Genomic DNA, 17,601 nt, shown 5'->3' with positions numbered 1-17,601 from the left:
CCCCAAATATGGCAATGTAACTTACTTTAGTACGAAAGGTTACACTACTATGTACGACTGTTGTTAGGGTATATGCAGTAAATAAGTTGTCAACGTGCTTCTAACCAAGATTGCAAATCAGCAACACTGGTAAAATCTAACAGTGCTTCACTCAAATCTTCGAGGACAGACAAAGGTAAACTAGAAATTAGCGATCGCATTTCTGGAGAAAGTTCACCAAATCGCTTCGTTAGCAGTCGGATAATTATATTAACAGTTGCTTCCTCACGACCTTCCTCACGACCTTCTTCACGACCTTCCTCACGACCTTCCTCACGACCTTCTTCCTTAATTTCTCGGTAAACACGCGTTTCCTTGAGTGTTATTCCCAGCATTGTTTCTACCTCCGTTCTACTTAATTGCTCAAACTTGTACACCATAATTGTCATGATCATTTCTATTATGGCGCGACTCTTAGGTGATGAGATTTCCTGACGAGTTCTACTTAACAAATACCTTGCTGCTTCTGGTGCTTGTTCTTCCTGTACCGTAGTTAATACCATCAGTGCTACCCAAACAGGTAGGGCGCGAATATCCCCCAATTCATCTAAATAAACTCGATGTAATTGTCCGCCATTTAAAAATGAGCGATGGGGATTAATATCACTTTGTTCGAGGCTGCGTGATGGGTAAATGATGACTGCTTGCCAATCGCTAAATCTGTCACGGTTGCGGTAGAAATAGAGAGAAGATTCTGCAAATACCCTTTCATAAAGCTTTTCGTCTTTTTGGAATTGCACTTCACAAAAATACACCGTCCCCGGACTCGCATTTTCTGGTGGTAAAAATACCCCATCAATTTCAAATTTGGGTTCTTTGACAGCTACTGAGTCAAAGTTATATTTATCTGCATTTTCTGGAGGATTTGTCAATAGTTCAAATAATAAACTAGGCGATTGTTGGAATAGTTTGTAAAAAATTGAGTCTCGCCGCATAAATAATTCAGATTTTACTTAAGAGCAACCGCACTGGCGGCGTTACTACTCGCCACGAATTAAAGAAAAACTCTTTTTTCCTCTTTACTGTCACCTGTAACCTGTCACCTGTCACCTAATATTTCTCAGGAGCAAGTACCACTAGATACAGACGAACCACGAGGGGTAGTATTCGGTACTTGAGCTACTAGAGATACATTACCGTTTTTATCGACAATCCAGCCTTGCGCCTCGACTATTTTCGCTGGGGAAGATGGCGGACTTTCATTCATGACATTACTATTTTGATCAGCATCGACTGTATCTAATGTTATCCATCGTGCTGTAGATACATCACCTTGAAATGGTTCTATGGGACTGCGAGCAATTCCTCCCCGTCCTGTGACGGTGAAAGAACTACGCCTAGCAGCACTACCGGGGTTACAACTAGAGACAATTTGTTGTGACGCATCCGTAAGATTACTGGGTAACTGTACCAAACCCCTACTCGGATCTACATCGGGTGTATTAATTGTAACTGTACCTGTTAAGCCAAATTGGGAACTAGCATCAATGTCGTTAGTATTATTTGGTGGTAGTGATGGGCGTTGTTCTAAATTAAAAATACTCCGAGCATTAATGTTAATATTGCCACCTCGCCCTTGAAAGGCATTAGCCACAATATCATTATTTTGATTGGCGGTGGCGACAATAAAACCATCTGGTGCATCAATGGTAATATTACCACCGTTACCATTATTAAAAGCTTGAGCAGAAATCAGACTTTGATTTTGCAACACCAACAGTTTTACATCTTCTAGTCTGATATTTGCGCCTGCACCTGCATTAGTTTCGGCGGTGAGTTTACCTTGGTTGAGCCGGATAATGTTGGCTGTAGCTGTTAAGTTACCTGCTTCGCCTGTACCTATCGCGCTGACAGTGACTAATGCGCCATCACTAACGTTAAAAGTTGGTGTAGTGATAATTAGATTTCCGGCTTTACCACTGTCTTGAGCTTGGGAGAATAAGGTACTGGGGGTTTCTTTACCACCAATATTAGCAATACCAACCACATCTACAGATTCGGTAGCATTGACATTTAAAGTTCCACCATCACCTTGACTAAAAGAACCAGCTCTTACTTCCCCGCCATTGCGAATCAGTAATTTTTTGACATCTAAAGTTGCAATTCCTCCCTTGGCTGAACCAAAGTTATCTGCTGAGATTCTCCCGCCATTTTCTACAGTTAAGGTAGGAGTGGTGATTTGTAATGCTCCCCCATCACGGATAGCTCCTGATTCAGCAGACACGAGGATGTTACTTCTGCTAAAATCGTCTGCGATCGCTCCTATACCACTTACCAAGATATAATCAGTAGCATTGATGGTTAACAACCCCCCTTTTCCACCACTCCGCGCTGAGGTGGAAATTTGCGCTCCACTTAAAACATTTAACTTTTGAGTATTAATCGTTAAATTACCACCGTCGCCTGTAGCATCCTCTTCCACTTGAGCAAATAAACCACTTCCAATTAAGTCATCTGGGGTTCTTCCCTCCACAGTTATTGACTTAGATGCTGTAACTTTCAATTCTCCAGCATTCCCTGCTCCAAAAGTAGCGGCTGAAATCTGCGCGCCTCCTTGCACTAGGAGATTTCCAGTTTCAATGGTTAATACTCCGCCATCACCTGTAGCCTGTGAATTAACTCGAGCAAATAAACCGCTAGGAATATCAAAAACAGGGGAGTTTCCTACAAGTTGAATAGATTCTGACGCTTTGACTGATAAATCTATACCTCTGCCTGCTCCGTAGGTAGTCGTTGAAATCTGTGCGCCTCCTTGCACAATTAAATTGGGAGTTGCAATTGTCAAAGTCTTTCCTTCCCCTGTAACGTCTCCGTCAACTTCGTTAAAAATACCTGTGGGGAAAAAGTCTTGTGTCGTTGCAATTAATTCTAATTGTTCTGAAGCGAGGATGTTGACATTAGCTGCTTGTCCATCAAAATCAGCCACAGAACTTACTTGACTACCTTCAGTGATAATAATACGTTTTCCCTGCATCTGAATATCAGCACCCAGGAAATCACTAGAACCGACAAAGGCGGCTTTAGATAGGGTGATGTCTTGAAAGTTCTGTACACCTTCATAACCGAAAGTCCAACCTTTATCTGTAGGTATAAGGTTGACGAAACTGTTACCTGAGACACTGCCTAACTCAATTCTGCCGCCTGGTGTTGTTAAGAAACCTCCATCTAAGGCTATTTCGCCACCAATCAGTGCTAGGGTTTTATGGGATGGCACTTGTAAACCTAGAGGAAATTCAAATGGGTCTAGTGCGATCGCTTGATTAATAATTTTTCCTGGTACTTCCCCAAAACCTAACCCCACAGGCACACTGATAGTTAGTAGAGGGTTAACTTGGTTAGGTGTAGCTAAAAATTCAGTCCCATCAGCAAATCTAATTCTATTGGCTGTAGTCGCAATAAATGACCCACTAACATCGAGAGTGGCATTATAACCTAAAACAATTCCATTCGGATTAATTAAAAATAAGTTAGCTGCATCATTAGTCCGAATTAACCCATCAATAATAGATGGAGATTGACCTGTAACACGGGTAATAATATTTTGTATGTCTGCTGAATTTTGAAAATGTGCTACTCCATTTGTAGGAATAGAAAATTTCTCAAAACTATGAAACAGATTATTACCCACTTTTGTACCACCTGTGATTTCACAATTTATGCAATTTGGCGGGACAACAGAGTTATTTGGTAATGTTTGTTCTGGAATTATTTCTGCTTGGCTTGGCGTAGAGGTCAGGGCATAAAGTACAAAGCTGCAATTTAACAACAAACATCTAATAATAAATTTGCAGAATATTCTATTGAACATTTTAATATATTAAACTGTGATTCACAACGCTTACAATTACTTTGTATATCAATTCCAATTGAAAATTTTTTAAGTAGAGCAAATACCAGAAATATCACCAAAAAATTCTGGTTATTTAACTTATTTATTTCTTGGATTACCTTTAACTTTGGGTTTGATCAACAAAGTTACAGCAGAATAGATTATAGCGAATAGACCTGATATCAAGTTATTATTTTCAGGGACTCTTTGAGGTTCTATAAATCCCTGTTTAATTATAGAAAATACTTCTAGATCATTGACTATTTCTTCATCAGTATCCACAGCAAGAAGACCAAGTATAGGACGAAAATCAGCATAATTTGCCACATAATCCAGCAAATTATTACTCAATATATATGCCAAATCATTAACTGCTTTTTCTAGCTCAATAGGCTCACTCAAAGGACTGAAACTTGGAGCAAGATTCTCAGGATCTAATATAAAGTTGCTGTAGGGTCTAGGTCTTCCATATTCATCAAAAATACTGTATCTAACGTATTGCTTCCCATCTAATGTAATTAAGTCAGCCAAGAAATCTCCAACATCAAATAATGTTGTTGCTGAACGAAATGGATCTGTAAGAATAGGTCTATCTTCACCACAGCCAATAACGTCGTCATAAACATTATATAGAAGAGGATAACCATTTGAATCATAGTTATTTCTTCCTTCTTGATCACAAATTTGTACACCAAAACCTACACCAGATAAATCTGGTACACGAACATAGTTCCTCACCACTCCTCTAAAAATACCAACTAGCGGATTATCTGGTGCAGTGTCATAAACACGATTTCCTCTGTTGTCTGTGTCAAACAAATTAAATTTATAATATATTTGCGTTCCATTACTTCCCATGACACTGTATGTATTACCAGTGCTTCTTCTTTGCGCTGCTGCTGGTTGTATGAAAGCTGATGTCACAATCACACTAGTTGTTGCTAAAGCTATTATTAATTTCATCAGATCATTCTATATTGAGGGGAAAATTCCAATTTTTAAATTTGTAGCATTGTGCTATCTGTTTTGACGAATTAGTGTAAATAAAGCAGAACCATCACACTAAATGTATTCCAGGATGATAGATCACTGCGTAGTGTTGAAACTCAGTTTATATAATCGCGAATCTGACGTTTAATCAACGATATAACTCCCAAAAATCCTAATATCATTACACCATTTGTTGCTGGTGATTCTGGGACACTAGCAATGTCTTCCTCAAAAGTATTTTGTAGAAGGACATCAGCAATTCCTAGCGCATTTTCATCAAATGTACTAAATACTCTGACTTTACTTAATAAATTTTGCTCTAGAATATATGACAAATCATTAATAGCTTGATACTGATCAAAACCAAAAGCAGAGAAATCTAACCTGTAGCGTTGATCAGGCTCAGTTTCTCCTGCTCTAAAAATGCTATAAGCTATGGTGTTGGGATTACCTGGAAATAGAGGATCATTAACTATTAATTCAGCCTTTAAATTCCCATCTACTGGAGTAATAGAAGAAGTATCAAACTCTTGTAAAAGAATCAAAAATCCAGAATCATCAAACACGTATCTTCCATTAGCTAAACCAGAATTACAAATTGGTTGTTCATCAAAAGAAAGGCAAGCTCTTGCTATATTACCTTTCTTATAGTTTTCTATTGCTCCTGGAAAGAATCCTACCAAATCATCAGTTGTATTACCACTTTCATCAGCTTCGCTTTCATTTATGATGTTGCCATCTTTATCTCTATCTACTAAATCAAATTGCACTCCTACAAATGTTTCATCTTCCCCCATTTGTGAATAACTGTTACCTGTTCTTCTTTGTGCTGCTGCTGGTTGTATAAAAGCTGATGTCACAATGAAGGTACACGCAGCTAAAGCCATTATTAGTTTCATCAAACTTCCTCCGAAGCTTCTGTTAAATTAGTTTGCTGTAGATGACTATTTAGGCTAATATCAAAGATTTTTGTATCTCAGATATAATTAAATCATAAATTTCCGTATTTCTACTAGATCAACATAAATTTTTTATGAAAAAAATTAGCTAGATGACAAGGAATAAGGATTTATATCTGATTCGGTTTCAAGTGATGCTATCGAGAAAATATTTAGAGAGCAATAAATATTTGACTACGATTGTCTATTTATGTCTAGTAAATTGGTTACTAGTGATTAGCTGTAGTATCAAAGGGTGCTTTCTTTGCACCCTTCAATTATCAAGCTAATTAACAGTTGCAATTGAGTTGGATATCCAGGGAAGTAGAGAAAGCAGCAGGTTTATTTTCGAGAATTGCAAATACAGTACCTTGGAAAGATAATGCACCAGTGAGGCTGTTGTAGGAAATCTGGTTAGTTGAGGTTGCGCCAAAGGATGAGCCAAGACAAATTTTGTCGCCTTCACCCCAACTAAAGTCTTTAATAGTGTCTACACCTTCAAACTTAGAATTGAAGACAAACTTATCTGCACCAGCACCACCCCAAAGGGTATCATTACCAAAACCGCCAACTAGACAGTCATTACCAGCTTCACCATAGAGCTTGTCATTACCACTGCCACCGTAGAGCTTGTCATTACCTGTATAACCCAGCAGAGTATCATTACCACCGTTACCGTAGAGGGTATCGTTACCTGCACCGCCGGAGAGGTAGTTGTTAGAATTGTTGCCCGATATGACATTGTTGAGGGTGTTGCCATATCCACTGTAGGCAGTACCAGTTAGAGTTAAGTTTTCAACGTTAGCACCGAGAGCATAGGAAATGGAAGAACGGACTGTATCAGCTCCTTGTGACGCGTACTCGGTGACTACATCACCAACATTATCGACATAGTAGGTATCGTTGCCAGTGCCACCGTACATTTTATCTGCACCAGTACCACCATCGAGAATATCATTGCCACCGTAACCGTAGAGGGTATCATTACCTGCACCGCCGGAGAGGTAGTTGTTATAACTGTTGCCCGATATGACGTTGTTGAGGGTGTTGCCATATCCACTGTAGGCAGTACCAGTTAGAGTTAGGTTTTCAACGTTAGCACCGAGAGTATAGGAAATGGAAGAACGGACTGTATCCGTACCTTGAAAAGCATATTCGGTGACTACATCGCCAACATTATCGACATAGTAGGTATCGTTGCCAGTGCCACCGTACATTTTATCTGCACCAGTACCACCATTGAGGATATCATTACCACCGTTACCGTAGAGGATATCATTACCTGCAAGCCCGAAAATGCTGTCATTTTGTGCAGTGCCTGCTAGTGATGCCCGATAAACAAGTAGGCCATTAACGAATTGAAAAGAATTGTTGTCGTTGCCTGAAGTTCCAATAATGGTAGCCATGTTAATTTCTCCTGAGAGAGTGTAATTTTAATGCGTAAGCTAGATAAATATTGAAGAAAGTAGTCCCTAATGAACCTTGTATTTTTTACTCAGCACTTAGTTCTGAGTGTTGTCTCAGTGAACCTTCCTTCTGAGCATTACTACGATGGCTTTTAGTCTTTATGCACCTAGTAAGAAAAATTTTTTTGAAAAATGTGGAAAATGCTAAAATTAAGTAGAAATTCGTAAACTATTAATTTTCTATACTCACAAAATTTTCATGCAACCCCGACAGGGTATTATTGAAACCTTCTCTAACTTTATGCAGTTTGATGCAGATAGGTTCAGTGTTTGGGTGACAGACAGCAAACTGAACAGAAGTATCAAAAAGTGCTTAGAAAAATACCCACAACAGACATCTGATCATTTTTGGGTGCTTTACTGGTACAAAATCTGGGAAATAGAATCTAGTCCTCTAGCGGTGGGGCATATTTCAGCTTATTTACAAGAGGTATGCTTCTGGGTTGCTAGAAAAATAGCCGTAAATTTTTCGAGTCAATTTTCTGTTGCTGATTGTTTTCAGATGGCTATTTCCTGCATTTATAAAATCCTCAAAAATTTTAATCCTGAATACAGCACAAGCTTAAAAAGCTATGCAGAATATGCTTTTGAGCGTTTTCTTAAAGACTCCCTACGTCTGGGGAAGGAAGCAGATATCTGCACTGACTGGGCTTTACTGCATAAAATTAGCCGCAAGCGGTTGCTAAATTCCCTAAATCATGCTGGTTTTAATAGTCAAATTATTAATAATTACGTCCTAGCTTGGGAATGTTTTAAGGAACTCTACACCAGTGAGAGTCAAACTATCCGTCAGTTGGGAAAACCGGACACTGCAACATGGCAGGGAATTACTCAGCTATATAATAGACAAAGCTTAAGCCAAATGACTCCAGAAACTTTGGACAAATGGCTGAGTTCCTGCGCCAAAGCTGTACGAGAGTTTCTTTACCCCAAGTTTTTATCTGTAGATGCTCCTATTCCTGGGCAAGAATCAGGTAATTTATTAGATACATTACCCGCAGATTTATCAGCATCATTACTTACAGAAATTATCGCCCAAGAGGAAGCTGCAACTAGACAAACACAACAAGCACAATTAAACCAAGTTTTAATAGATGCTTTAGCAGCTTTGGATATTCAGTCTCAAAAATTACTCCAAGCTTATTATGAGCAAAAGCTGACTCAACAACAAATTGCCCAACAGCTAGAAATTAAGCAATATTCAGTTTCTCGCCGTCTGAGCAGTATTAAACGCTCATTACTCACTACCTTAACCCAGTGGAGCAGCGATAGTTTGCATATTTCGCCGACATCTGTCGTAGTGGATGGCGTAAGTAAAAGTCTGGAAGAATGGCTCAACAATTACTATAGAACCTCTTGAGATTATGTTTGATGCTGCTGTGGGTTTCGCTGTTGATAATGACTTGGTTCTAGAAATGATTCAGACATCACCAAATCTAGAGCATAATTACTCTACGTCTGGTGGGTTTCAGCGTGCTTGGATTAATCATGTTTGTTTAAGTACGTTTTTAGATTGGTTGCAGGGGGACATTACACCCCATGCTAGAGTACATCCCAACACGGCTGCTTTACCGAGTTTTTGGGAAGTAGTCAACGGTACGGCTATAAGTTTTGATAACTCGCGCTTGGTGTTACTTCCTACCTTAGCGATGGATGTAGATGAGTTGCGCGTACCTCAAGAATGGGTAGATATTCCCGAATTGGTGGCTGATTATTACTTGGCGGTGCAATTAAATTCAGATGCAGGCTGGATGCGAGTTTTTGGTTATACAACTCATCAACAACTGAAAACTGTGGGGGTTTATGATGCAGGCGATCGCACTTACAGTTTAGAATCTGATCATCTAATCTCAGATTTGAATGTACTCTGGGTCACTCGCCAATTATCTCCTGAAGAAATCACCCGTGCGCCGGTTGCACCTCTACCACCTTTACCCCAAACCCAAGCAGACAATTTACTCCAAAGATTAAGTAATGCAGATATCAAATTTCCCCGCCTAGAAGTTCCCTTTCCTATTTGGGGAGCATTGATAGCACACGGCGGTTGGCGACAACGTTTGTATGAGTTGCGCCAAGGAATTGTTCAACCCGCATCCATAGGAAAATGGCTTGAGGAAGGTGTATCAAATTTTGCTCAACAACTCGGCTGGAAACGACAGCAATTTACCGCACTATCTTCAGGAATGAGGAGTCGAGAAAGTCAAGAGTCTATTCTCGGCTTATCTCGACAAATACTAGTAGCTGGAAATACTTATGAGTTAAGAGTTTTCCCTAAAGGTAATCCAGATGAACAAATTTGGCGTTTTGAATTACGCTGTGCAAATCCAGAAAATATGATTCCTGTCGGGTTTGAACTGAGGCTACTGACGGAAGATTTACAACAATTTCCCAATAATGAAGATAGAGCAATAACTCCTGTAGAAGAATTATCTGTGGAGGTGATGTTGGAATCTGGTGAAGGGTTGGTTTGGGAAGTTATACCTTTACCGAGAGAGTATGAGCCTGAAATTTTACGTTTTTAGTAGGGGTTTCTGTTTAAGGGAGTGGGGAGTGGTGAAGAAGAAGTTTATTAATTTTTGGTTGCTGGTTGTGTTGAGTATTTGTATTATAGTGACTCCGGCTTTAGCAAGTAGTTCTATAAGTCAAAATTCACCATCGAAAGTTGTTGAAAGCCAAATCTTATATGAAAGTGGTAGATTTGCTGAGGCAGTACAAATTTTAAAGCAGGCTGTCCAAGATTATGAACAGCAGGGAGATAGTTTAAAACAATCTGTAGCTTTGAGTAATTTAGCACTAGCTTATCAACAAATTGGTGATTGGAAACAAGCACATATATCTATTACTAAAAGTTTGGCTTTACAAGGCACAAGTAATAAAAATTTTACTGTATTAGCTCAAACTCTAGATATTCAAGGACGTTTACAACTTTTGACAGGTCAGGCGGAAGCATCTCTTGTTACTTGGAAACAAACTGAAGATATTTACACGAAGCTAGGAGATAAAAAGGGTATTGCTTTGGCTTTACTTTCTCAAGCTCAAGCATTACGAAGTCAAGGTTTTAATAAGCAAGCTATTGAAAAATTAGAACTAGTAAACAAAACTCTAGAATCTCAAGGTGATTCTTTGGCGAAGGCAGCAGTTTTGCTTTCCCTTGGTGATACCTTAGAAAATGTGGGAGAGTTAGAAAAATCTCGCCTAGCTTTAGAACAAAGTTTAGCAATTTATAGAAGGTTGAAATTACCAGAAAATATTGCTTTAAGTTTACTCAGCTTAGGGAATAATGCACGAATTCAACAGAAAAATACTCAGGCGATCGCATTCTATCAACAAACATTTGATACGTCAATTTCACCCCTAACAAAAGTTAAAGCCAGACTTAATCATCTCAATTTATTAATCGCGGAAAAACAATTTGCAGCCGCACAAAGTTTAATTCCTGAAATTCAATCTCTACTGGCACAACTTCCGCCCTCACGCCCCTCAATTTACGCCCACATTAACTTGGCTCACAATTTGGGTAGTTTAAATACTCCCACATCCCAAATCGCTCAACTCCTGGGGACGGCTGTACAGCAATCCCGGAGTTTAAAAGATATCCGCGCTGAAGCCTATGCTTTAGGTAATTTGGGTGGTTTGTATGAAAAAACACAACAAATTACTGATGCTATTAGCCTGACACAACAGGCTTTGATATTGGCGCAAACCAGCAATGCGCCAGAAATTAGTTATTTATGGCAATGGCAGATGGGTAGATTATTAAAAGCCCAAAGTAATTTTACAGGAGCGATCGCAGCTTACGACGCAACGATAGAAACATTGGAGTCGCTGCGTACTGATTTAGTAGCAGTTAATCAAGATATCCAATTTAATTTCCGCGACAATGTAGAGCCAGTTTATCGTGAGTCGGTAGCTTTACTGTTGCAAAATTCTGGTGAAAAACCAGACATTCAAACCTTAGAGAAAGCTAGAACCCGCATAGAAGCGTTACAGTTGGCAGAAATTGATAATTTTTTCCGAGAGGCTTGTTTACAAGGGCAAAGGGTACTTTTAGATCAAGTAGTAGACAAGGAAAATCCCAACACTGCCATACTCTATCCAATTATTCTGCCAGAACAACTGCAAGTAATTGTCAAAATTCCGCAGCAACCACTGCGCCATTATACAGTTAACAAATCCCAGGTGGAAGTTGAGCGCACCTTAGTACAACTACGGGAATACATCTTAGAACCAGATAGAACGGAGGAAATACAAACCCTTTCCCAAGAAATTTATAACTGGTTAATTAAACCTATAGAATCTGATTTAGCCACAAGTAAAGTTAATACTCTAGTATTTGTACTAGACGGAGCATTAAAAAATATACCCTTAGCTGCGCTTTACGACGGCGAGAAATATTTAGTAGAAAAATACGCTGTTGCTCTCAGTTTAGGGCTTCAGCTATTAGCTCCCAACCCTCTGGCTCAAAAACCTGTGAATGTACTGGCTGCGGGTTTAGTACAACCACCGCCAGATTTTCCCACATTCCCACCCTTACCAGGAATCAAGTTAGAATTTGACCTCATTGCTCAAACAGGCGCATCTACCAAAAAACTACTAAATAAAGACTTTACTAGCATTACTTTAGAAAAAAATGTCAATACTGTTCCGTTTAATGTCTTACATTTGGCGACTCACGGACAATTTAGTTCTCGCCCAGAAGATACTTTTATTCTAGCTAACGATGGTTCTATCAATGTTTTACAGTTCGATAATTTACTTCGCTCTCAGAGTGAAACTAGTCCGCAAACAATAGAATTATTAGTTTTGAGTGCCTGCCAGACTGCCACAGGTGATAATCGTGCTACATTAGGCTTGGCAGGTGCAGCCATCAAAGCAGGCGCACGTAGCACAGTCGCTTCACTATGGCACATCGATGATCAATCTACTGCGATCTTAATTGGTGAATTTTACAATGAATTAGTCAATAGTAAAGTGACTAAAGCAGAAGCCTTGCGTCGCGCTCAAGTAAAATTATTAACCCAGTATCCTAATTATAGTCGCCCTGGTTACTGGGCTGCTTATGTATTAGTTGGTAATTGGTTGTGAACTACCACAAAAAATTTAGTGCTGATTAAAAAATTAGGGTAGGTTGGGAAGCCACCGCCTTGGACGGGTCTCCCGACTTGAGGCGAATGGCGTTTGACGTAAGGAAACCCAACACTTGAGATTGATGTTGGGTTGCGCTGCGCTTAGAGGATGTTTGAAAAGTCTTGATTGATGTATCAAATATTGTTTTACCCCTCCCTAACCCTCCCCTTATAAAGGGGAGGGAACTAGATTTTTCTTGTTTCCCACCTTTACAAGGGGGGATTAAGGGGGGTAATAATGTAATTAAAATCACAGCGAACCACTTTTCAAACAACCTCTTAACCCAACCTACGTTTAATGGAAAACTTTAGTCAGCACCGGCTAAACGCCGCGCTAACGCTAACACCACTACCTTACTTCTTGGGGGATTTTTTGAACCAAGAACTAAACGGACAAGCTTTTCCTGTGCTTTCATTACCTACTTTACCGCCGGCTGTTAATTTTTCTAAAAACAGCGTGTTGTCAAAGTAGTGTTCCAAAGAAACAATCTTCAAGTCATCGGTGACATGAGCAATGCTCAAGCCGATAACTTCTACTGTTTCTCCTGTTGGTGCATAGTCTTTGTATGCGCCTTGAAAATGTCCCCAGTGTCGCCACTTAAAGGTGACAGTTGGTGGGCCTGAGTACACTTCTAGGACTTCCCAAGGGAAACCTTGGGGAAACGTAGATTGAAAGAGTTTAGCCGATGATTCAAAGCTTTCTTCAGAGGCTTTGTAATGCTCAGAATCCGCCATGAATAAATTGTAAGTACCTTGGGCTGATACATCTGCTGCGGTAAACTCGTCTCCCCCATTGGTACTGATGCGAAACTGGTCATTTACAACTGACAACCACTGCTGCGGGTCAGTTTTGAAAGATACCTCCATCTCAAAGGTTCTAACTAAATTTTGAACGATCGCCTCCAGTGTACCCTCAAGATGATTCCGTGTACTCTCTTTGGCTAAATTCTCATTGGAGCGAGAATAATCTGGAGGAGCATCATAACGCCACAGAGCATCACTGCTTTCGGCGATAACTGTATCTCTGTCCTGTACCCAAAGCGGAAGCTCGTTAGATTGTGTTGCGGTCATAACAATTCAAAATTTACAATTCACAATTCACAATTAAGAAAATCATTCATGGTAAGTATCCTGACTTCTAAGAACGATAGACCTCTTGCAAAAGTCCGAAAATGAGATGTGTCATTCTGAATGAAATGTATAATCTTTGAGATGTTTCGCTTCGCTCAACATGACAGCTTCAGCATTTATGCAAGAGGTTTAATCTTCCAAAGTCTTCTACAAGCAAACGATTTTCGAGATTCCGCAGTCACAACCCCTCTAGAACAATCAAATAAAAAAGCAAAAGAAAGAAGTGACTAATCCGAATTACGAATTACGAATTACGAATTACGAATTACGAATTACGAATTACGAATTACGAATTACGAATTACGAATTACGAATTACGAATTACGAATTACGCATCGCTTCTTTCATCTCCCGAACGGCTCTTTCCATCCCTACTAATGCAGCCCGGCTAATAATGGTATGACCTATGTTTAACTCTTCCATCCCTGGCAGTGCAGCCACCGGATATACATTCCAGTAGGTCAGACCATGACCGGCATTCACTCGCAAGCCAGCTTTAATGGCTTGTGAACATCCTTGAGCTAACACAGCTAATTCTTGATGACGACTAGTTTCATCGCTGGCTTCTGCATATTTACCAGTGTGTAGTTCAATAAACTTGGCCTGCACCTTGACAGAAGCTTCAATTTGTGCAGGTTCAGCATCAATAAACAAACTCACGGGAATACCAGCACCCTGCAATTTAGTGACAATCTCACCTATTCTAGCAATTTGCCCGGCTATATCTAAACCCCCTTCTGTAGTCACTTCTTCCCGCTTTTCGGGAACTAGGGTGACATAATCAGGTTTAATATCAAGGGCGATTCCCAACATTTCGTCTGTAGCGGCCATTTCTAAATTTAAGTGCGATCGCACTGTCTGACGCAGCAAACGCACATCCCGGTCTTGAATATGCCGCCGATCTTCTCGCAGATGCACAGTAATCCCATCAGCACCGGCTAATTCTGCCAGCACCGCCGCCGCCACTGGATCTGGTTCTACAGTCCGCCGCGCTTGGCGAATGGTAGCAATATGGTCTATGTTTACACCAAGTGTAGGCAACCCTAATATCTCCCTATCCACAGTCCACAGAGATTTATCTTACCTGAAATTGTCAACTAGATAAACGCTAATAAAGCTACGATCTGAAAATAAGCACAAAGCTTACAAAATTAAAAGGGGAATTAGATATTAATTCTTGTGAATTCAACCTAACTAATTGTCTACCTCAAACACCATGTCAGAATTATGGACTCATTTTTTTAGTTCAGGGTCATTTATCCCTCATGGACACTGCTATCTGTGGAAAACAGATTTAGTTTGGCTACATATAATCTCTGATGGGCTGATTGCTATAGCTTATTATTCCATCCCGGCTACACTTTTCTATTTTGTCCGTAAACGGCAAGATTTACCCTTTCATTGGATATTTCTATTGTTTAGTGGATTTATCATAGCTTGTGGGACAACTCATCTTTTAGAGATTTGGACACTTTGGCATCCTACCTATTGGCTATCGGGTTTTGTAAAGGCAATCACTGCCACAATATCTTTAATTACAGCTATCGAACTCGTCCCTTTAGTCCCAAAAGCTTTAGCACTTCCTAGTCCTGCTCAACTAGAACAAGCAAATCAACAATTGAAAATCGAAATAAGCGAAAGATTGCGAGTAGAAGCAGAACTAATAAAATATCAGAATCATTTAGAAGAATTAGTTGCTTTGCGTACTAATGAAATTACTAAGACTAATGAAAAATTACAACAAGAGATTACTGAACGTCAGCGCATTCTAGAAATTTTGAAACAAAGTGAAGAACGCTATCGTTATTTAGCTGAAGCAATTCCGCAACTGGTATGGACTAGTGATGCTAACGGTGAGACTGATTATTTTAATCAAAATTGGTGTGAATATACTGGACTAACATTAGAACAATCAAAAGGTTCTGGATGGCTAGTGGCTTTACATCCAGAGGATGTTAACAGAGCTTATGAAGTATGGTTAGATGCTGTCAAGATTGGTAATTTATACGAAAATGAATATCGTTTTAAACGAGCAAGTGATGGTTCATATCGTTGGCAGTTAGCACGAGGTTTACCACTTAAAAATCAACAAGGTCATATTGTTAAGTGGTTCGGGACTTGTACAGATATTCACGAACAAAAACAAATTCTAGAAGAACGGGCGAACTTACTAGAATTAGAAAAAGCTGCACGAGCTGAAGCAGAAAAAGCCAATCGCATCAAAGATGAATTTCTCGCAGTGCTTTCTCATGAACTACGCACCCCTTTAAATTCCATTTTAGGGTGGTCTAAACTATTACAAAATCGTACTCTAAATGAGACACGAACAGCGCAAGCATTAGCCACGATTGAACGCAATGCCATATTGCAGGTGCAACTGATTGAAGACTTGCTAGATGTCTCTAGAATTTTACAGGGTAAATTAGTGCTGAATGTTACTAAAGTCAACCTAGAAACTGTGGTTTTCTCAGCACTAGAGACAATGCGATTAGCAGCAGAAACTAAGCTGATTGAGGTCAAGACAATTTTTGCACCAAACTTGAGGCCAGTTATGGGTGATGCTGCTCGCTTGCAGCAAGTAGTTTGGAATCTCCTTTCCAATGCTGTCAAATTTACACCCAAGGGAGGCAAGGTAGAGGTGTGCTTAGAAAAAATTGATGATTATGCTGAGATTATCTTAATTGATAATGGCAAAGGGATTAACCCAGAATTTTTACCCTACGTCTTTGATTACTTCCGCCAAGCAGATAGCAGTTCTACGCGAAAATTTGGCGGATTGGGATTAGGACTGGCGATTGTCCGCAAAATTGTCGAAATTCACGGTGGTACTGTCAAAGCTGAAAGTGTGGGAGAGGAACAAGGCGCAAAATTTACAGTCCGATTACCGTTACTCCCAGAGCAAAGTTTAGATGTAGCCGATGAAAACAATCACCTATTATCATTAAATTCCCAGCCTTCATCCCTAGCTGGTATTAAAGTTTTAGTCGTTGATGATGACCATGATTCACGGGATTTTTTAACTTTTGTCTTACAGGAAAAAGGTGCTGAAGTTAATGTAGTGACTTCAGCATTTGAAGCACTACAGATATTAGCTCAGACCGAGTTAGATGTGTTGGTGAGTGATATTAGTATGCCAGATATGGATGGCTATATGCTGATCCGGCAAGTGAGAACTTCGACAGAGCAAAATGGACAAATTCCGGCGATCGCCTTAACTGCTTTTGCTAGACAATACGATCAAGACCAAGCACTCGCCGCCGGCTATCAAATCCACTTAGCCAAGCCTCTGAACGCAGACGAATTAGTTGCAGCTGTACGAAGGTTGGCTGTGCGGTAGTGACAAATCGATTAAGAATTGCGAGGCTTCAGAAACCCAGTTGATTGACTCTGAGGAATAATTGATGATGATAAAATCAATTATTACCATTCAGAAAAAGGATGTTTGACTAAATAGCTATTGTAATATTTGAGGTCTCCAGAGACTTCTTCCCCAATCCATTGGGGTAGTTCAATTTGTTGCGCTTCATCAGTCAGTTCAACTTCTGCTAATATCAATCCTTGATTAGCTCCTGCAAAGTCGTCTACTTCCCAAACTAAACCACCTACATTTATTTTGTATCTGGTTTTTTCAATTAAAGGACGAACACATAATGTATCTAACATTTCTTGAGCATCTGCTAAAGGAATCTGATACTCAAATTCCGAGCGAGAATAGTTAATAGTAGGGCCTTTGATGGTGAGATAGCCTTGATTTCCCACAATGCGGATGCGTACAGTCGCCCCTTGACTAGAAATATATCCTTGGCGATATAAACTACCTTTAGCTAGTTGTCGCCAACTATCGTCTTTGACTAAAAATTTACGTTCAATTTCTTTGGGCATGGATTAAGAATGGGGGATAATAAAATCAATTCGCAATTCGCAATTCGCAATGACGCTCGATGACTCGCTACCGCTACGCTAACGCAATTCGCAACGATGCTCCCGCCCCGCTTCTCTACGAGACGCTACCGCGAACGCTAACGCAATTCGCAATCAATTAAATTAATTTTAAATCATTGGTGAACACCATTTCAAACAAG

At 39.8% G+C, this 17,601-nt stretch carries 12 protein-coding genes; 4 read left to right on the top strand and 8 right to left on the bottom strand.

What is annotated here, in order from left to right:
• Window positions 1–89: 89 nt before the first annotated feature.
• The 5 genes from L6494_RS12665 to L6494_RS12645 form a co-directional block, all read right to left on the bottom strand.
• A complete protein-coding gene (locus L6494_RS12665; RefSeq protein WP_237995391.1) occupies window positions 90–974 on the bottom strand; it encodes an Rpn family recombination-promoting nuclease/putative transposase in 885 nt (294 codons plus the stop codon).
• A 125-nt stretch (window positions 975–1,099) separates the two neighbouring features.
• Window positions 1,100–3,847, bottom strand: coding sequence for a two-partner secretion domain-containing protein (locus tag L6494_RS12660; protein WP_237995388.1), 2,748 nt, complete (start codon window positions 3,845–3,847; stop codon window positions 1,100–1,102).
• 120 nt (window positions 3,848–3,967) lie between these two features.
• Window positions 3,968–4,831, bottom strand: coding sequence for a hypothetical protein (locus tag L6494_RS12655; protein WP_237995387.1), 864 nt, complete (start codon window positions 4,829–4,831; stop codon window positions 3,968–3,970).
• Window positions 4,832–4,974: 143 nt separating this feature from the next.
• Complete coding sequence (locus L6494_RS12650) at window positions 4,975–5,757, bottom strand: hypothetical protein (protein WP_237995385.1); 783 nt, start codon at window positions 5,755–5,757, stop codon at window positions 4,975–4,977.
• Between the two features lie 329 nt (window positions 5,758–6,086).
• A complete protein-coding gene (locus L6494_RS12645) occupies window positions 6,087–7,202 on the bottom strand; it encodes a calcium-binding protein (RefSeq protein ID WP_237995383.1) in 1,116 nt (371 codons plus the stop codon).
• Between the two features lie 259 nt (window positions 7,203–7,461).
• On the opposite strand from L6494_RS12645, the gene L6494_RS12640 reads away from it, so the two are divergent.
• The 3 genes from L6494_RS12640 to L6494_RS12630 are packed head-to-tail and all read left to right on the top strand — an operon-like array spanning window position 7,462 to window position 12,347.
• On the top strand, window positions 7,462–8,622 hold the full coding sequence (locus L6494_RS12640; protein WP_237995381.1) for a sigma-70 family RNA polymerase sigma factor: 1,161 nt from the start codon (window positions 7,462–7,464) through the stop codon (window positions 8,620–8,622).
• A gap of 4 nt (window positions 8,623–8,626) precedes the next feature.
• Window positions 8,627–9,784: a DUF1822 family protein gene (locus tag L6494_RS12635; protein WP_237995379.1), complete on the top strand. Its 1,158-nt coding sequence runs from the start codon at window positions 8,627–8,629 to the stop codon at window positions 9,782–9,784.
• A 28-nt stretch (window positions 9,785–9,812) separates the two neighbouring features.
• Window positions 9,813–12,347 carry a CHAT domain-containing protein gene (locus L6494_RS12630; RefSeq protein WP_237995377.1) on the top strand — a complete coding sequence of 845 codons (2,535 nt, stop codon included), beginning with the start codon at window positions 9,813–9,815 and terminating at the stop codon, window positions 12,345–12,347.
• 395 nt (window positions 12,348–12,742) lie between these two features.
• Here the strand turns inward: L6494_RS12630 and L6494_RS12625 are convergent, their stop codons facing one another.
• Both L6494_RS12625 and L6494_RS12620 read right to left on the bottom strand, forming a co-directional pair.
• The gene (locus L6494_RS12625; RefSeq protein WP_237995375.1) at window positions 12,743–13,459 is read right to left on the bottom strand and encodes an ester cyclase; all 717 of its coding nucleotides are present in this window, start codon (window positions 13,457–13,459) and stop codon (window positions 12,743–12,745) included.
• Between the two features lie 381 nt (window positions 13,460–13,840).
• Complete coding sequence (locus tag L6494_RS12620; protein WP_237995373.1) at window positions 13,841–14,560, bottom strand: pyridoxine 5'-phosphate synthase; 720 nt, start codon at window positions 14,558–14,560, stop codon at window positions 13,841–13,843.
• A gap of 175 nt (window positions 14,561–14,735) precedes the next feature.
• Between L6494_RS12620 and L6494_RS12615 the strand changes: the two genes are divergently transcribed.
• Entirely contained in the window at window positions 14,736–16,856 is a 2,121-nt protein-coding gene (locus L6494_RS12615; RefSeq protein ID WP_237995371.1) for a hybrid sensor histidine kinase/response regulator, read from the top strand.
• A gap of 83 nt (window positions 16,857–16,939) precedes the next feature.
• On the opposite strand, the gene L6494_RS12610 is transcribed toward L6494_RS12615, so the two are convergent.
• Entirely contained in the window at window positions 16,940–17,401 is a 462-nt protein-coding gene (locus L6494_RS12610; protein ID WP_237995369.1) for a CYTH domain-containing protein, read from the bottom strand.
• Window positions 17,402–17,601: the final 200 nt, after the last annotated feature.

It is taken from the genome of Nostoc sp. UHCC 0870 (assembly GCF_022063185.1).
Taxonomy (GTDB): domain Bacteria; phylum Cyanobacteriota; class Cyanobacteriia; order Cyanobacteriales; family Nostocaceae; genus Trichormus.
The sequence above is the reverse complement of the archived record's forward strand: the minus strand, read 5'-3'. Positions and strand labels throughout refer to the sequence as shown.